Genomic DNA, 14,789 nt, shown 5'->3' on the forward strand with positions numbered 1-14,789 from the left:
CCGAACCCGGAGCCTTTACATGCGAACCCTCCTCGCCGCGCTGCTTCTTGCGCTGCCCTTCGGACCGGCGCAGGCCGAAGCGGTTACCAGCTTTACCCTCTCCAATGGCATGGAGGTGGTGGTGATCGAGGATCACCGCGCCCCGGTGGTCACCCATATGGTATGGTATCGCGCCGGATCGGCGGATGAGGCACCGGGCGTGTCGGGCGTGGCGCATTTCCTCGAACACCTGATGTTCAAGGGCACCGATACGCTCGCACCGGGGGAATTCTCCTCCACGGTGGCGCGCAGCGGCGGCAGCGACAACGCCTTTACGAGCTATGACTACACCGCCTATTTCCAGCGCGTCGCCGCCGACCGGCTCGATCTGGTGATGGGGATGGAGGCCGACCGCATGGTGAACCTGCACCTGCGCGACGAGGATATCGCCACCGAACGCGACGTGATCCTGGAGGAGCGCAACCAGCGGGTGGAGAACAGCCCCTCGGCGCTCTTTCGCGAACAGTTCGGGGCGGCGCAATATCTCAACCATCCCTACGGCGTGCCGATCATCGGCTGGCGGCACGAGATGGAGGCGCTCGACCGCGACGCGGCGCTGGCCTTCTACCGGCAGTATTACGCCCCCAACAACGCCATCGCGGTGATCGCAGGCGATGTCACCCCCGAGGAGGTGCGCGCGATGGCCGAGCGGCATTACGGCGCGATCCCGCCCAACCCCGACCTGCCCGTCCGCGCGCGCCCGGAAGAGCCGCCGCAACGCGCCGAACGGCGGCTGAGCTATCGCGATCCGCGCGTTTCGCAACCCTATGTCACGCGCGCCTACCTTGCACCCGAGCGTGACAGCGGCGCGCAGACCGAGGCGGCGGCACTGACGCTTCTGGCGGCACTTCTGGGCAACGGGCAAACCTCGGTGCTCAACCAGGCGCTGCAATTCGACCAGCGCATCGCGGTGCAGGTGGGCGCGTGGTATTCCGGCCTGTCGCTCGATGACACCAGCCTTGATCTGATGGTGGTCCCGGCAGCGGGTGTCACGCTCGACGAGGCCGAGGCCGCGCTTGACGAGGTGCTGGCCACGTTCCTCAAGACCGGCCCCGACCCCGAGCATCTTGACCGCATCAAGAGCCGGTTGCGCGCGCAGGATATCTATGACCGCGACGACGTATCGGCGCTGGCACGCCGCTATGGTCAGGCGATGACGCAGGGGCTCACGGTGGCGGATGTGCAGGCATGGCCCGACATCCTGCAACAGACCACCGCCGAGGATATCATGGCCACCGCCCGCGCGGTGTTTGACCGCAGGGCATCGGTAACCGGCCATCTGATGACCCCGGAGGTGACGCAATGATCCGTTTCGCGCTTGTTGTCCTGCTCGCGCTCGCGACGCTGCCCGCGCGCGCCGCGGTCGAGGTCCGGGAGGTCACCAGCCCCGGCGGCGTCGACGCCTGGCTGGTCGAGGATCATTCCATCCCCTTCGTCGCGCTGGAACTGCGGTTCCGCGGTGGCACGGCGCTCGATCCCGAGGGCAAGGCGGGTGCCGTCAACCTGATGGCGGGGCTGCTGGAGGAAGGTGCCGGCGCGCGTGACGCGCAGGGCTTTGCCCGCGCCGCCGAGGAACTGGCCGCGCGGTTCAGCTATGATGCGAGCGACGACGCGGTGAGCGTCTCGGCGCGGTTCCTGACCGAGAACCGGGTGGCCTCGGTCGATCTGTTGCGCGACAGCCTGATTGCCCCGCTTTTCGACGAGGACGCCATCGAACGGGTGCGCGCACGGGTGCTCTCGGGGTTGCGCTCGGATCAGACCGATCCGCGCAGCATCGCCTCGCGCGCGGCGGCCCGGCTGATCTATGGCGATCACCCCTATGCGCGCCCCGGCGATGGCACCATCGAGAGCGTCAGCGCCCTCACCCGCGAGGATATCGTGGCCGCCCATGGTGCCGCCTTGGCGCGCGACCGGATCTATGTCAGCGCCGTGGGTGATATCACCGCCGAGGAGCTGGGCGCGCTGCTCGACCGGCTTTTGGGCGATTTGCCCGAAACCGGCGCGCCGCTGCCCGTCAAGGCCGATCCCGCCCTGCCCGGCGGCGTCAAGGTGGTCGAGTTCGAGACACCGCAATCAGTGGCGCTCTTCGTGCAGCCCGGCCCCGACCGGCACGATCCCGATTTCATGGCCGCCTATGTGCTCAACCACATCCTTGGCGGCGGCGGGTTCGAGAGCCGCCTGATGACCGAGGTGCGCGAGAAGCGCGGGCTGACCTACGGGGTCTATTCCTACCTCGCCGACAAGGATGCCGCCGAATTGTGGATGGGGTCGGTCGCGTCGGCCAACGGCCGCGTGGGCGAGGCCATCGCAGTCATTCGCGACGAATGGGCGCGGATGCGCACCGAGGGGGTGAGCGCGACGGAACTCGCCGACGCCAAGACCTATCTCACCGGGGCCTACCCGCTGCGCTTCGAGGGCAATGCACAGATCGCCTCCATCGCCGTGGGGATGCAGATGGACGGGCTGGAGCCGGAATACATCGCAGAGCGCAACGCGATGGTCGAGGCGATCACGCTCGACGAGATCAACCGCGTGGCGCGCGACTGGCTCGATCCCGAGCGGCTCACCTTCGTGGTGGTGGGCCAGCCCGAGGGCGTAGACAGCACGCTGAACTGACGGCGGAGGGGGTCGGCGTGCCGCCCCCGTCTTTCGCGTGATCCGACCGGATAGCCCCGCGCAGGTATCGCGCGGTCAGGCGCTTTTGCGCGTGCGCAGTATAGCGGAGACGCGCGCCTGTTGCCCCTCGCGGCGGACCTGACGGTGATAGGGCAGCGCGGGCGCGGCCTCCTTGCTGTGCTCGACCACGGATTTCAACCAACGTGCCTTCATCTGCCCCATCCTCTTGCCTGCGCCGCACCGGCGGCATTGTTGACTCATCCGCAACGATACCCCCGGTTTAAGGCCAAGTTTTGACGAAAAAGGTGAACATCCGGTCAATATCGAGGCAATGTCCGGCCCTCACCGCACGGGCAGATCGAACCCGGCCTCGCGCATGAGCCGATTGGACGCGGTCTCGACCTCGTCTTCAAGCTGCTTCATAAACGCCGCCTTGCTCATCCCCGGCGCGATCGGGGCCAAGAATTCCACCACCGCCAGCCCCGGCTTGCGATAGATGCCGCGCTTGGGCCAGAACACGCCGACATTGGTCGCCGCCGGCACGCAGGTCTGGCCCAATTCCTCGTAGAGCACGCCCGCGCCGATCTTGTAGGGACGCACCGCGCCAGGCGCGACGCGGGTTCCCTGCGCAAAGATGATAAGCTGCCCAGGGAGTTGCAGCCCCCGCGCGACATCGGCCACCATCTTCCTGATCGCCGCGCCACGCTTGCCGCGATCGACCGGCACACAGCCGATGCGCAGCCCGTATTGGCCCACGACCGGCGTCCATATCAATTCGCGCTTCATGATGAACTTGCCCGCCGGGACGGCGCTGAAGATCACGAGGATATCAAGAAAGCTCTGGTGCTTGGCGGCGATGAGCGCCTCGCCCGTGGGCGGCGTGCCGCGCACCTCGGTGCGCAGGCCCACCATCCAGGCGGCGCTCCAGCGCACCCAGCGGCAATAGGCCATGCAGCCCGCGCGCGCGCCGCGCGGGCTCACGAGCGCCCAGGGCAGGAAGGTGAGCCCGATAACCGGCAGCATCACATACATCTGCACGACGAAGATCAACGAGCGCAGCCATTGAACCGCGTATCTCATGGCATTTCCTCCAGCCTGCGGCGCGCCGCCGCGCGGGTTGCCCCATAGGCCACCAGCCCCGCCAGCGGCGGGATCATCAGCGGCCAGAGCCAGTGCCAGCCCTGGAACCCCAGACCGGTCAGAAACCCGCCTTCGATCCGCGCCGCTGGCAGCGCGAGGATAGCAAGACAGCCCAGCACGGTGCCGGCCGCCGCCCCGCCAAGGCCCCGCACGGCAAAGCGGCGCACGAAGGCCCGCGCGATATAGCCGTCCTGCGCCCCCACCAGCCGCAGCACGGTGATGACCTGCGCATTGGCCGCCAGCGCCGCCTGCGCCGCCAGCGTGATCATCGCCGCCGTCGCCGCCCCGATCAGCGCCAGCGACAGCCAGCCCAGAAGCCGCAACCGCGACGCCGCGCGCACCAGCGGCCTGCGCCAGCGGGTGTGATCGTCGAGCACCGCGCCCGGCACCTCGGCGGCCAGCCGCAGCCGCAGCCCCTGCGCGTCAAACCCCTGCGCCGTCTCGGTCACCTCGATGAGGCGCGGGATCGGCAACTGATCGAGCGGCAGGCCGGGGCCGAACCACGGCTCCAGCAGCGCCGCCTGCTCGGCATCGTCGAGCGCGCGCGCACGCGCCACGCCGGTGGTGGTCTCGAGCACCCGCAGCGCGGCGGCGGTCTGCGCCGCCATCTGCCCCTCGGGGGCCGAGATGCGCACCGTCGCGGTGCGCGCAAGTTCGTTGCCCCAGCGATCCGCCAGCCGCCCCGTGGCCAGCGACAGCGCCAGCGCGAACACCGCCAGAAACGCCATCGCCGCGGCGGTAAAGAGCGTCAGCGTCGCGGTAAACCCGCTTGGCGGCACCACCCGATCGGCCTGTGTGTCACCGGGCATAAGCTCGGAGAGAAACCCCGCCAGCGCCCTCACAGGTCTGCCCCCGCGAAGTGCAGCCGCCGCCCGGCGATGCGCAGAACACGCGCCTGCACATGCGCCTTGGCCGCGCGGATGAGCGCCAGATCATGGGTGGCGATCAGGATCGTCTTGCCCATGCGGTTAAGCTCGATCAACAGGCGCATCAGGCGTTCGGACATCTCCCAGTCGATATTGCCGGTCGGCTCGTCGGCCAGCACGGCATCGGGCGACATGATGACCGCCCGCGCCAGCGCCGCGCGCTGCCGCTCACCCCCCGAAAGCTCGGGCGGGCGGGCCGCTGCCCGTTCGCGCAGGCCAACCCAGCCGATCAACTCGCGCAGGTTCGCCTCTTCGCCAAGCAGGTCGCGCCCCGACACCGCCAGCGGCAGGGCGATGTTCTCGGCCACGTCGAGATGGTCGAGAAACTGGCAATCCTGGTGCACCACCCCGATGCGACGTCGCACCATCGCGATATCGTCGCGGCTCATCTCGCGCCGGTCCTGCCCGAAAAGCCGCACCTGCCCCGCCGTGGGCACCAGCGCGCCGTAACACAGCTTGAGCAGCGTGGTCTTGCCCGATCCCGACGGGCCGGTGAGGAAATGGAACGATCCCGGCGCAAGCGCCAGCGACACATCGCCAAGCAACTCGCCACCGCCATAGGAATACCCCACGCCCTCAAGCTCGATCACCGCCTGCGCCCCTTGCTTGTGCACCCCCCTTCATGCCCCAGAGGCCACATATGTGCAATCACCGCCCGCCTGATTCGCTTTGCTCTTTTCGGGTCGCGGATTAACGCCTATGCTCGCGCGAGGGACGGCAAAGCCGGGAAACGGTGGCAAGGAACAGGCAGCGGGTGGAACGATGAGGCTGACATGTCCGAACTGCGGGGCACAATACGAGGTGCCGGACGCGGTGATCCCCGAGAGCGGGCGCGATGTGCAATGCTCCAATTGCGGCACGACATGGTGGCAGCATCACCCCGACCACACCCCGCCAGAACCGCCCGAGGCTGAGCCCGATCCCGCGCCGGAGCCTGAAGCCGATCCTGACCCTCATCGCGACACGGCACCAAATGCCGCCCCCTCGGCGCAGCGGCGGCTTGATCCTTCGGTGGCCGACATCCTGCGCGAGGAGGCCGATCGCGAGCGTGCCGCCCGCGCCGCCGAGGCAGATGGCCGGATCGAGACGCAGCCCGATCTTGGCCTCGGAGAGCCCGAATCCGAGGATGCGCGGCGCGCGCGCGAAGCGCGTGAACGGATGCAGCGGCTACGCGGCCAGCCCGCCGCCGAGGCGAGACCGGCCCCGCGCAACCGCGCCGCCCGCGAAGACATTGACGACGACGAGGATGACACCGGCGACATCGACCCCGGATCGCGGCGCAACCTCTTTCCCGATATCGAAGAGATCAATTCCTCGCTGAGCGCTTCCGGTGACGCCGCAGGCTCACTCGCCCCCGCCCTGTCCGACGAGATACCGCCGCCCCGGCGCGGCGGCGGGTTTCGCACCGGGTTCCGGCTCGCGGTGGCCACCTGCCTCATCGCGCTGGCAATCTACCTCTTGGCCCCCTCGATTTCCGCGCTCTTGCCGACCGCCCGCGCCCCGCTCGCGCAATATGTGCAGGCGGTGGATGAGGCGCGCGCGCTTCTGTTGGCGACGATCACAGGGCTGCTTGCCCTGCTTTAGAAGCGATCCAGCAGGCGTTCGAGGTAATCAAGTTCGATATCCGGGCGCGCGCCCTCGCCCGAGCGGCGGCGGATCTCGTCGAGCAGGTCGCGCGCGCGGCGATACACGTCCTCTCCCTGCAACAGGCTGTCATCGGTGCCTGCGCCACGGCCTTGTCCGGCCTCGCGCCCCAGCGGATCGGCCTGCGCACGGCCCGTGTTGCCGCGCCCGTCATCGGGGCTACCGGGGTTGGCATCGCGGGCCATCGCCTCGCCCATGCTCCGCATCCCTTCGCGTAGCGCCTCCATCGCGTCGGCCTGATCCTCCAGCGCACCGGCCAGATCGTCGTTGCGCAGCGCCTCCTCGGCCCCTTCCATCGCCCGCTCGGCCCGCTCCAGCGCCTCGCGCGCGGCCTCTCCGGCCTCGCCGCCAAGCTGCGGCAGCCCGCCGCGCTGCTGTTCAAGCTGACCGCGCAGCGCCTCTTGCCGCTCTGCCAACGATCCGCCCGCGCCGCCCTCGGCCTCTTCGCGCCCCTGCGCGCCCTCGCCACCCGGCTGCGCGCCACCCTCGCCGCCGCCTTGGCCCTGCTGGCCATCATGGCTCTGGCCGCGGCCATCGCCCCCCGAGCGGCCCTCGTTCTGGCGCGACTGCCCCGAGCGGGCATCGGGGTTGAACTGTTCCTGAAGATCGCGGAACGCCTGATCCGAGAGGCCCTGCTGTTCGCGCAAAGTCTCCGACAGGCCCTCCATCGCCTGCTGTCCCTGCGCGCCGCCCTGGCCCTGGGTGACCTGCATGTTCTCCATCATACGCTGGAATTCCTCCAGCGCCTGCTGCGCCTCGGCATGGCGGCCCTGTTCCATCAACTCCTGGATGCGGTCCATCATGTCCTGCAAATCCTGGCTGTTCATGCGCATGGTGTTCTCGGCGCTCTGCTGATCGCCGCCATCGGGGGCCTCGCGCTGCGCCTGCTGCATCTTCTGGCGCAGATAGTCCTGCGTCGCGTCGCGCAATTCCTGCATCAGGCGCGCGATGTCCTCGGGGGTCGCACCGTTCTTCATCGCCTCGCTGAGCCGCTCTTGCGCGGCGCGCATCCGCTCCAGCGCATCGCCCGCGTCGCCATCCTCGAGCAGGATGCCCAGATCCCACAGCGCCTGCGCGATCTCGTCGCGCTCGACATCGTCAAGCCCGCCCGAGGCCACCATCGCCTCGAGCCTGCGCAAGATCACGCGCAGCCGCAGATAGGCGGCGCTGGAGCGAAACAACCCCTCCTCGGGCTTCCACGATATCGCGCGCAACACCTGCGCCACGCGCGGCGCGTTGGCGCGGCTCCACAGCAGGTCGCGCCGCTGCTCGATCACCGCCGCCGCCATCGGATCAAAGAAACGCCGCGCCGGGAGCGTCATCTCCACCGGCGCGGACAGGCCCTGTTGCCCCGCCGCATCCGTCACGCTCATCCGAAGCGTCACCGGCAGATGCGCCCAAGCGTGCTGCGACAGGTCGGCCACGAGCGCCTCGGTAAATTCGGCCCGTCCGCCCATCATCGGCAGCGGCAGATCAAGCCGGATCGCCTCGCGCGGCTCCGGCTCTGCGCTCAGGCCGTGGCGGCGCGTGACCCGCGCCATATCAAGCACGATCACCGCCTCGCCACCGGTCACGCCATAATCGTCGCGAGCCTCAAAAGGCAGGCTCATCTGCCCCTCGAAACTCGTCTTGGCCTCATCGTCGCGCACCACCACCTGCGGCGCGGCGTCGGCGATGGCCTCGACCTGCCAGCCGCGCCCGCCGGGGCCGTCGATGCGCATCTCCCCATCGCGCGCGATGTCAAAGCTCTGCTCGGAGGCGGCGGGCGTCACCGTCTCCGCACCCCGTCCCGAGGCGGTCTCGTGCAGGCGCAGCGCCCCCTCCTCACCGTAAAAGCGCAACGTCACCTCGCTACCCACCGGCACGCGGATCACGCCGTCCTGATCGGCAAGGTAAAGGCTCGGCAACCCGGTGTGGCGCGGCGGCTCGATCCAGCCCTCCCAGGCGGGGCCAGAGGCAAGCGCCGCACCGCCGCCGGGGCCGGTCTGCGCCACCGTGCCGACGCGCCAGACCGAGCCGAAGACAAGGCCGATCACCAGCACCAAGAGCGCAGCGTGGCGCAGGCCGTAAGGGTCGAACCGCGCCAGCCGCAGATCGGGCGACACCGGCTGCGCCCCGGCGGCGCGCTGCGCCATCCGCGCCTGATGCGCCCGCCACAGCGCCACCGAAGCGGCATCGTCACCGCCGACCGCCTGCGTATCACCAAGCGCGGCCAGCGGTCGCCCGCTCAGCGAGGCATCGAGCCGCGCCAGCGCCTGCGCGCGCGACGGCCAGCGAAACCGCCACAGGCCAAACCCGCCAAGCACCACCACCGCCAGCGCTAGCCCGGCCCCCGCCCATGGCATCAACACGGGCGGCACGCTCTCGTGCAGGCCGAGGAACAGCGCGCCCGAGATTGCGGCCAGAAGGCTCAGCAGCGGCCAGAAGGCGCGCGTGCCCCGTTCGGCCACCAGCCCCGCCCAGGTGAGCGCAACCGCCGGGCGCAAACGCGCCAGCGCCGTGGTCAGGGGATCATCGGGTCGGGACATGGGCATCGCCGCTCCTTCTCAGGGCCCGGCGCGTCACCCGCGTCAGAGCCATTCGGGGATGGTATCGCGATTTATCATTTCGTCAAAGCTCGGGCGCGCGCGGATCACGGCAAAGTCACGCCCATTGACCAGAACCTCGGGGATAAGCGGCCTCGTGTTGTATTCGCTCGACATCACCGCGCCATAGGCCCCCGCGCTGCGGAACGCCACCAGACCGCCCGCCTCAACAGCAGGCATCTGCCGCCCGCGCGCGAAGGTATCGCCCGATTCGCAGACCGGGCCGACCACGTCATAGGGCTGCTGTTCGGCCCCCGGCGCAGGCTCGACCACCGGCACGATATCGTGATGGGCGTCATACATGGCCGGGCGGATGAGATCGTTCATCGCCGCATCGAGAATGAGGAAATCGCGCCCCTCGCCCTCTTTCACATAGATCACCTCGCTCACCAGAATGCCCGCATTGCCGACGATAAGCCGCCCCGGCTCAATCTCGATCTCGCAGCCCAGATGGCCCAGCTCCTCGCGGATCATCGCGCCGTATTCAATGGGCAGCGGCGGCGCCTCGTTGGAGCGGGCATAGGGAATCCCCAGACCGCCGCCGAGATCCAGACGCCGGATGTCATGCCCGTCGGCGCGCAGCACCCCGGTCAGTTCCGCCACCTTGCGATAGGCAAGGCGGAACGGCTCCAGATCGGTCAACTGGCTGCCGATATGCACGTCGATGCCGACCACCTCGATCCCCGGCAAACGCGCTGCCTCGGCATAGACCGCGCGGGCCTTCGCAATCGGAATGCCGAACTTGTTCTCGCTCTTGCCGGTGGCGATCTTGGCATGGGTTTTCGCGTCCACATCCGGGTTGACGCGGATGGTGATGGGCACGCGCACCCCAAGGCTCGCCGCCACCTCGCTCAGCGCACGCAGCTCCGGCTCGCTCTCGACATTGACCTGTCTTATCCCGCCGATCAGCGCCACGCGCATCTCCTCGCGCGTCTTGCCGACACCGGAAAAGACGATCCTATCGCCTGGCACACCCGCCGCCCGCGCCCGCGCATATTCCCCGCCCGAGACCACATCCATCCCCGCACCAAGCCCCGCCAGCGTGCGCAGGATCGCCTGATTGCTCGCCGCCTTCATGGCATAGCAGACCAGATGATCCATCCCCGCCAGCGCCTCGTCAAAGAGGCGGTAATGCCGCTCCAGCGTCGCCGTGGAATAGCAATAAAAGGGCGTGCCCACCTCTGCCGCGATCTCCGGCAGCGGCACATCCTCGGCATGCAGCACGCCGCCCCGATAGAGAAAATGATCCAACCCCTAGCCCCGCTTCATCTTGCCTTAAATATCCAAATCGCTCACGCCTGCCGCAGGCTGCGCAGGAAAAGATAGAGCGGCAGGCCGCAGCTCACCCCGATCCCGAACGTCGCCGGGATCGCCAGCAGGCCCAGCCAGCGCCGATGCTGCACCGCCTCGGCCACGATCCAGACCGTGAGCGTCACGGCGGCAATCGTCAGGTCCCAGACCAGCCCGGACGTGGCCGCGTTGACATGCCAGGCCGCGACCATCGCCATCAGGTCATAGCCGTTCTCGCCGAACCACGCCAGAAACCACGACATCGGATGCACCGCGCCCCAGACTGCCAGCGCCAGCCAGACCCATCTCACAGCCCGACCCCCACGCCGAGATTGACGCCGCCGATGCGCGCACCCGTGCCCACGCTCGTATACACCCCGCCCGATCCCGCGCTTACCGTGGTGCTGAGCGTGGGGCGCACCGGATCGCCCTCCACACCGCAGCCCACCAGCGCGAGGGCTGTCATCACCGCCAAGAACCTCATCCCAAACGCTCCTTCCACCGGGCCACCTGCGCGCGCACCTGTGCGGGCGCGGTGCCGCCATAGCTCATCCTTGAGGCCACCGAATTGCGCACACCCAATACATCATAGACCGCATCGGTAATTTCGCCATGCACCGCCTGCATCTCATCAAGGGTGAGGTCGGGCAGGTCACAGCCCCGCGCCTCGGCGCGTGCCACAAGGCTGCCGGTGACGTGATGCGCCTCGCGGAACGGCATCCCCGCCACCCGCACCAGCCAATCCGCCAGGTCGGTCGCGGTAGAAAAGCCCGAGGCCGCCGCCGCCTCCAGATTGCCTTGCTGCGCTTCCATGTCGCGCACCATGCCCTCCATCGCGGCCAGGGCCAACATCAGGTTGTCGGCGGCGTCGAATACCTGTTCCTTATCTTCCTGCATGTCCTTGGAGTAGGCCAAGGGCAGCCCCTTCATCACCATCATCAGCGCCACGTTCGCGCCAAAGATGCGCCCCACCTTGGCGCGGATCAACTCCGCCGCGTCGGGGTTCTTCTTCTGCGGCATGATGCTCGATCCGGTCGAGAACCGATCCGACAAGGCGACAAAGCGGAACTGCGCCGAGGACCAGATCACCAATTCCTCGGCAAACCGGCTCAGATGCATGGCGCATATGCTCGCCGCCCCCAAAAATTCCAGCGCGAAATCCCGGTCGCTCACGGCATCCAGCGAATTCGCACAGGGGCGATCAAAGCCCAGCGCCTGCGCCGTCATCTCACGGTCAATCGGAAAGGATGTCCCCGCCAGCGCCGCCGCGCCCAAGGGGCATTCGTTCATCCGGGCGCGCGCATCGCGCACCCGGCTCAGGTCGCGCCCGAACATCTCGACATAGGCCATCATGTGATGGCCCCATGTCACCGGCTGCGCGGTCTGCAAGTGAGTAAAGCCCGGCATCACCCAATCCGCCCCCGCCTCGGCCTGCGCCACAAGCGCGCGCATCAGCGCCACCAGCGCCCCCTCGGCGGCGTCGAGTTGGTCGCGCACCCAGAGCCGGAAATCGGTCGCCACCTGATCGTTGCGCGAGCGCCCCGTGTGCAGCCGCCCGGCAGGCTCGCCCACGATCTCCTTGAGGCGTGCCTCCACATTCATGTGGATATCCTCAAGCGCGGTGGAAAAGGTGAAATCTCCCGCCTCGATCTCTGACAAGACCGTGAGCAGCCCTTCCCTCATCGCCTGCGCATCCCTATCACTGATGATACCCGTGGCCGCCAGCATGGCGGCATGGGCGCGCGATCCGGCGATGTCCTGCGCCGCCAGCCGCTTGTCGAACGCGATCGAGGCATTAATTGCCTCCATGATCGCATCCGGCCCGGCGGCAAAGCGGCCGCCCCACATCTTGTTCGAGGTCGTATCGGTCATCTGCTGCGGCCCTTTGGAGGGAATTATGAAACGTCTTCTTGGCATTGTCCTTTATATGGCCCTCGCGCTTGGTGCAAACCCCGCCGTTGCCGATTCGGCGCAGGCCGAGGCGCTGAAAGACGGGGATATGAAGAAACTCATGTTCCACAGCGCGCCCAAGCCCGCCCCGCAGGTCGAATTCGAGCGCGGCGAGGGGGGCGCGGGCACGCTGGGCGATTATCAGGGGCGCGTCGTGCTGGTGAATTTCTGGGCCACTTGGTGCGCGCCCTGCCGTGCCGAAATGCCGACACTGTCGGCGCTTGAGCGCGAGATGGGCGGCGAGGATTTCGCCGTCGTGACCATCGCCACCGGGCGCAATCCACCGCCCGCGATGAAGAAATTCATGGAGGAGATCGGCGCCGACAACCTGCCCCTGCACCGCGACCCGCGATCTGCGCTGGCGCGTGAAATGGGCGTGTTCGGCCTGCCGATGACCATGATCCTCGACGCGCAGGGGCGCGAGATCGCGCGGCTGACGGGCGATGCCGACTGGAACAGCGACAGCGCAAAGGCAATCATCGCGGCCCTGACGGCGGGCGCGGAGGGCTGAACGGGCGACCGCGCCCCGAGATTTGCGTATAACGACCGTCGGCAAAGCGCCATCGCGCCCGGCGCTCACCCGCCGCTCACCCCGGCCTCGGCGAAACTCGCCATGCCGGAATGGCAGGCCAGCGCCGCCTGCACCACGCCCACGCCCAGCACCGCCCCGGACCCTTCGCCAAGCCGCAACCCCAGCGACAAAAGCGGCACCTTGCCCAGCCGCTCCAGCAGGCGCGCGTGCCCCGGCTCGGCGCTGACATGGGCGGCGAGCGCGTGATCGAGCGCGCCGGGGGCCTCGGCCTCGAGACAGGCGGCCGCGGCGGTGCAGATGAAGCCGTCGAGCAGCACCGGGATGCGCAGGGTGCGCGCCCGCGCGATCGCCCCGGCCATCGCCGCCAACTCGCGCCCGCCAAGGGCTGCCAGCACCTCCAGGCCGCCGCGCGCGGGGTTGGCCGCCACCGCGCGGCCCACCACCTGCGCCTTGTGCGCCAGCCCGGCATCGTCAAGCCCGGTGCCGCGCCCGGCCCAATCCGCCGCCGCGCCACCGTAAAGCGCCAGCGCGATGGCGGCGGCGGAGGTGGTGTTCCCGATGCCCATCTCGCCCGCCACGAACAGATCGGCCTCGGGGGCGACCGCGTCCCATCCCGCCGCCAGCGCCGCGACACAGTCGGCCCCGGACATGGCCGGGCCGGTGGCGATATCGCCGGTGGGCCGGTCAAGATCGAGCGCGACCACATCAAGCCGCGCACCGACCACCCCGGCCAACTGGTTGACCGCCGCGCCGCCGGCGTTGAAATTGGCGACCATCTGCGCCGTCACCGCCACGGGGAAGGCCGAAACCCCCTGCGCCACCACCCCGTGATTGCCGGCAAAGACCACCACCTGCGGCGCGCACACCTGCGCGCGCCCATCCCCGCGCCAGCCGCAATACCATGCCGCCACCTCCTCGAGCCTGCCAAGCGCGCCGGGCGGCTTGGTCAGAGTGGCGTCACGCGCGCGCGCAGTAGCGATGGCGGCGCGGTCTGGGCCGGGCAGATCGCGCAGAAGTGCTGCGAATTCGGCGAGCGTGGCGAAAGGGGCGGGCATGACGGCCTCGTTGCAAGGGGGGGCACCCTTGCTGTATCGCGAAAGCGGCCCCGCCCCCAGCCCGAAAAGGCCCCGATCATGCCCGAGACCGACCACGATACCGCGCTTCTTCACCGCTCCGACCTTGCGCTGGCGCTGGGCCTTCTGACACGGCTTCCGATCCATGTGCATGATACCGCGCGCGGCGCGCGGGCGGCATGGGCCTGGCCGCTGGCGGGGGCAGTGCTGGGCGGGCTGGCAGCACTTGTGGGTGGCGCGGCGCTGGCGCTGGGCCTGCCTGCGCCGGTGGCGGGGCTGGTCGCGCTGGGGGCGCTGGTGATGGGGGGCGGCGGGCTGCACGAGGACGGGCTTGCCGATAGCGCCGATGGGCTCTGGGGCGGCTGGACGCGGGAAAGGCGGCTCGAGATCATGCGCGACAGCCGCATCGGCAGCTATGGCGTGATCGCGCTGGTGCTGGGCCTCGGCCTGCGCGCGGTGGCGCTGGCGCTCATCTTCGCGGGCGGCGCGCTGGCAGGGGCGGTGGCGCTGGTGATCGCGGCGATGGTGTCGCGCGCGGCGATGGCGGGCGTGATGGCGGCGCTGCCCCACGCACGCGCGGACGGGCTGGCGCAATCCCAGGGCCGCCCGCCCCGCGCTGCGGTGCTTCTGGCCGCGGCGCTGGCGCTGGCGGGGGCGCTGGCGCTGGGCGGCGGCGCGGGGCCGATCGCGGCAGGGGCGGCGGCGCTTGGCGCGCTCATCGTGGCGCGGCTGGCGCGGGCGCGGATCGGCGGGCAGACCGGCGATATCCTTGGCGCGGCGCAGCAGGTGGCCGAGATCGCCGCGCTCCTGTGCCTGTTGCCGTGACCCCCCGGCTCAGGGCTTGGGCCGGTCGTCCCAGTCATCCGACAGGATGCGCCGCGCGTCGCCCTCGGGGTCGTCATACTGGTTCGAGCGCACCGTGTAGATGAAGAACACCAGCCCCAACCCGCCAAGGATCAGCGAGATCGGTATGAGATAGGCCAGCACGTTCATT

General features: G+C 69.1%; 16 protein-coding genes. 5 read left to right on the forward strand and 11 right to left on the reverse strand.

Translation table 11 applies throughout. The annotated features are described in order from the left end of the window. Positions 1-19: 19 nt before the first annotated feature. Together ABIE58_RS08415 and ABIE58_RS08420 are read left to right on the forward strand one after the other, a co-directional pair. Entirely contained in the window at positions 20-1,345 is a 1,326-nt protein-coding gene (locus ABIE58_RS08415) for a M16 family metallopeptidase (RefSeq protein ID WP_354544259.1), read from the forward strand. Continuing rightward, the gene (locus ABIE58_RS08420) at positions 1,342-2,655 is read left to right on the forward strand and encodes a M16 family metallopeptidase (protein WP_354544260.1); all 1,314 of its coding nucleotides are present in this window, start codon (positions 1,342-1,344) and stop codon (positions 2,653-2,655) included. Before ABIE58_RS08415 ends, ABIE58_RS08420 begins: the two co-directional genes overlap by 4 nt. 75 nt (positions 2,656-2,730) lie before the next feature. Here ABIE58_RS08420 and ABIE58_RS08425 read toward each other — a convergent pair whose 3' ends face one another. The 4 genes from ABIE58_RS08425 to ABIE58_RS08440 all read right to left on the reverse strand — a co-directional run bounded on the left by ABIE58_RS08425 (position 2,731) and on the right by ABIE58_RS08440 (position 5,311). Then, on the reverse strand, positions 2,731-2,868 hold the full coding sequence (locus ABIE58_RS08425) for a hypothetical protein (protein WP_354544261.1): 138 nt from the start codon (positions 2,866-2,868) through the stop codon (positions 2,731-2,733). A gap of 129 nt (positions 2,869-2,997) precedes the next feature. Continuing rightward, positions 2,998-3,735 (reverse strand): lysophospholipid acyltransferase family protein, encoded by a 738-nt coding sequence (locus ABIE58_RS08430; RefSeq protein WP_354544262.1) that lies wholly within the window; start codon positions 3,733-3,735, stop codon positions 2,998-3,000. After that, positions 3,732-4,604 (reverse strand): cell division protein FtsX, encoded by an 873-nt coding sequence (locus tag ABIE58_RS08435; protein ID WP_354544380.1) that lies wholly within the window; start codon positions 4,602-4,604, stop codon positions 3,732-3,734. The genes ABIE58_RS08430 and ABIE58_RS08435 overlap by 4 nt, the downstream gene beginning before the upstream one ends. A 29-nt stretch (positions 4,605-4,633) precedes the next feature. Next, positions 4,634-5,311, reverse strand: a complete 678-nt coding sequence (locus tag ABIE58_RS08440) for a cell division ATP-binding protein FtsE (protein ID WP_354544381.1) — start codon at positions 5,309-5,311, stop codon at positions 4,634-4,636. A 172-nt stretch (positions 5,312-5,483) separates the two neighbouring features. Here ABIE58_RS08440 and ABIE58_RS08445 point away from each other — a divergent pair, with 172 nt between their 5' ends. After that, entirely contained in the window at positions 5,484-6,305 is an 822-nt protein-coding gene (locus tag ABIE58_RS08445; protein WP_354544263.1) for a zinc-ribbon domain-containing protein, read from the forward strand. Here ABIE58_RS08445 and ABIE58_RS08450 read toward each other — a convergent pair. The 5 genes from ABIE58_RS08450 to argH are packed head-to-tail and all read right to left on the reverse strand — an operon-like array spanning position 6,302 to position 12,112. Then, positions 6,302-8,899 carry a TIGR02302 family protein gene (locus ABIE58_RS08450; RefSeq protein WP_354544264.1) on the reverse strand — a complete coding sequence of 866 codons (2,598 nt, stop codon included), beginning with the start codon at positions 8,897-8,899 and terminating at the stop codon, positions 6,302-6,304. The genes ABIE58_RS08445 and ABIE58_RS08450 overlap by 4 nt on opposite strands. 36 nt (positions 8,900-8,935) lie before the next feature. Continuing rightward, positions 8,936-10,201, reverse strand: a complete 1,266-nt coding sequence (gene lysA, locus ABIE58_RS08455) for a diaminopimelate decarboxylase (protein WP_354544265.1) — start codon at positions 10,199-10,201, stop codon at positions 8,936-8,938. A 41-nt stretch (positions 10,202-10,242) separates the two neighbouring features. Continuing rightward, positions 10,243-10,551 (reverse strand): DUF2834 domain-containing protein, encoded by a 309-nt coding sequence (locus ABIE58_RS08460; RefSeq protein ID WP_354544266.1) that lies wholly within the window; start codon positions 10,549-10,551, stop codon positions 10,243-10,245. Further along, positions 10,548-10,724: an argininosuccinate lyase gene (locus tag ABIE58_RS08465; protein ID WP_354544267.1), complete on the reverse strand. Its 177-nt coding sequence runs from the start codon at positions 10,722-10,724 to the stop codon at positions 10,548-10,550. The genes ABIE58_RS08460 and ABIE58_RS08465 overlap by 4 nt, the downstream gene beginning before the upstream one ends. Then, a complete protein-coding gene (argH, locus tag ABIE58_RS08470; RefSeq protein ID WP_354544268.1) occupies positions 10,721-12,112 on the reverse strand; it encodes an argininosuccinate lyase in 1,392 nt (463 codons plus the stop codon). The genes ABIE58_RS08465 and argH overlap by 4 nt, the downstream gene beginning before the upstream one ends. Before the next feature lie 25 nt (positions 12,113-12,137). Here argH and ABIE58_RS08475 point away from each other — a divergent pair, with 25 nt between their 5' ends. Beyond that, positions 12,138-12,701, forward strand: a complete 564-nt coding sequence (locus ABIE58_RS08475) for a TlpA family protein disulfide reductase (RefSeq protein ID WP_354544269.1) — start codon at positions 12,138-12,140, stop codon at positions 12,699-12,701. 65 nt (positions 12,702-12,766) lie between these two features. Here the strand turns inward: ABIE58_RS08475 and cobT are convergent, their stop codons facing one another. Continuing rightward, entirely contained in the window at positions 12,767-13,777 is a 1,011-nt protein-coding gene (gene cobT / locus ABIE58_RS08480; RefSeq protein ID WP_354544270.1) for a nicotinate-nucleotide--dimethylbenzimidazole phosphoribosyltransferase, read from the reverse strand. A 78-nt stretch (positions 13,778-13,855) separates the two neighbouring features. Here cobT and ABIE58_RS08485 point away from each other — a divergent pair, with 78 nt between their 5' ends. Further along, positions 13,856-14,620, forward strand: coding sequence for an adenosylcobinamide-GDP ribazoletransferase (locus ABIE58_RS08485; protein ID WP_354544271.1), 765 nt, complete (start codon positions 13,856-13,858; stop codon positions 14,618-14,620). A gap of 9 nt (positions 14,621-14,629) precedes the next feature. Here the strand turns inward: ABIE58_RS08485 and ccoS are convergent, their stop codons facing one another. Continuing rightward, on the reverse strand, positions 14,630-14,788 hold the full coding sequence (gene ccoS / locus ABIE58_RS08490) for a cbb3-type cytochrome oxidase assembly protein CcoS (protein ID WP_354544272.1): 159 nt from the start codon (positions 14,786-14,788) through the stop codon (positions 14,630-14,632). Position 14,789 lies beyond the last annotated feature (1 nt).

This window comes from Roseovarius sp. MBR-78 (assembly GCF_040547535.1).
GTDB lineage: Bacteria > Pseudomonadota > Alphaproteobacteria > Rhodobacterales > Rhodobacteraceae > Roseovarius.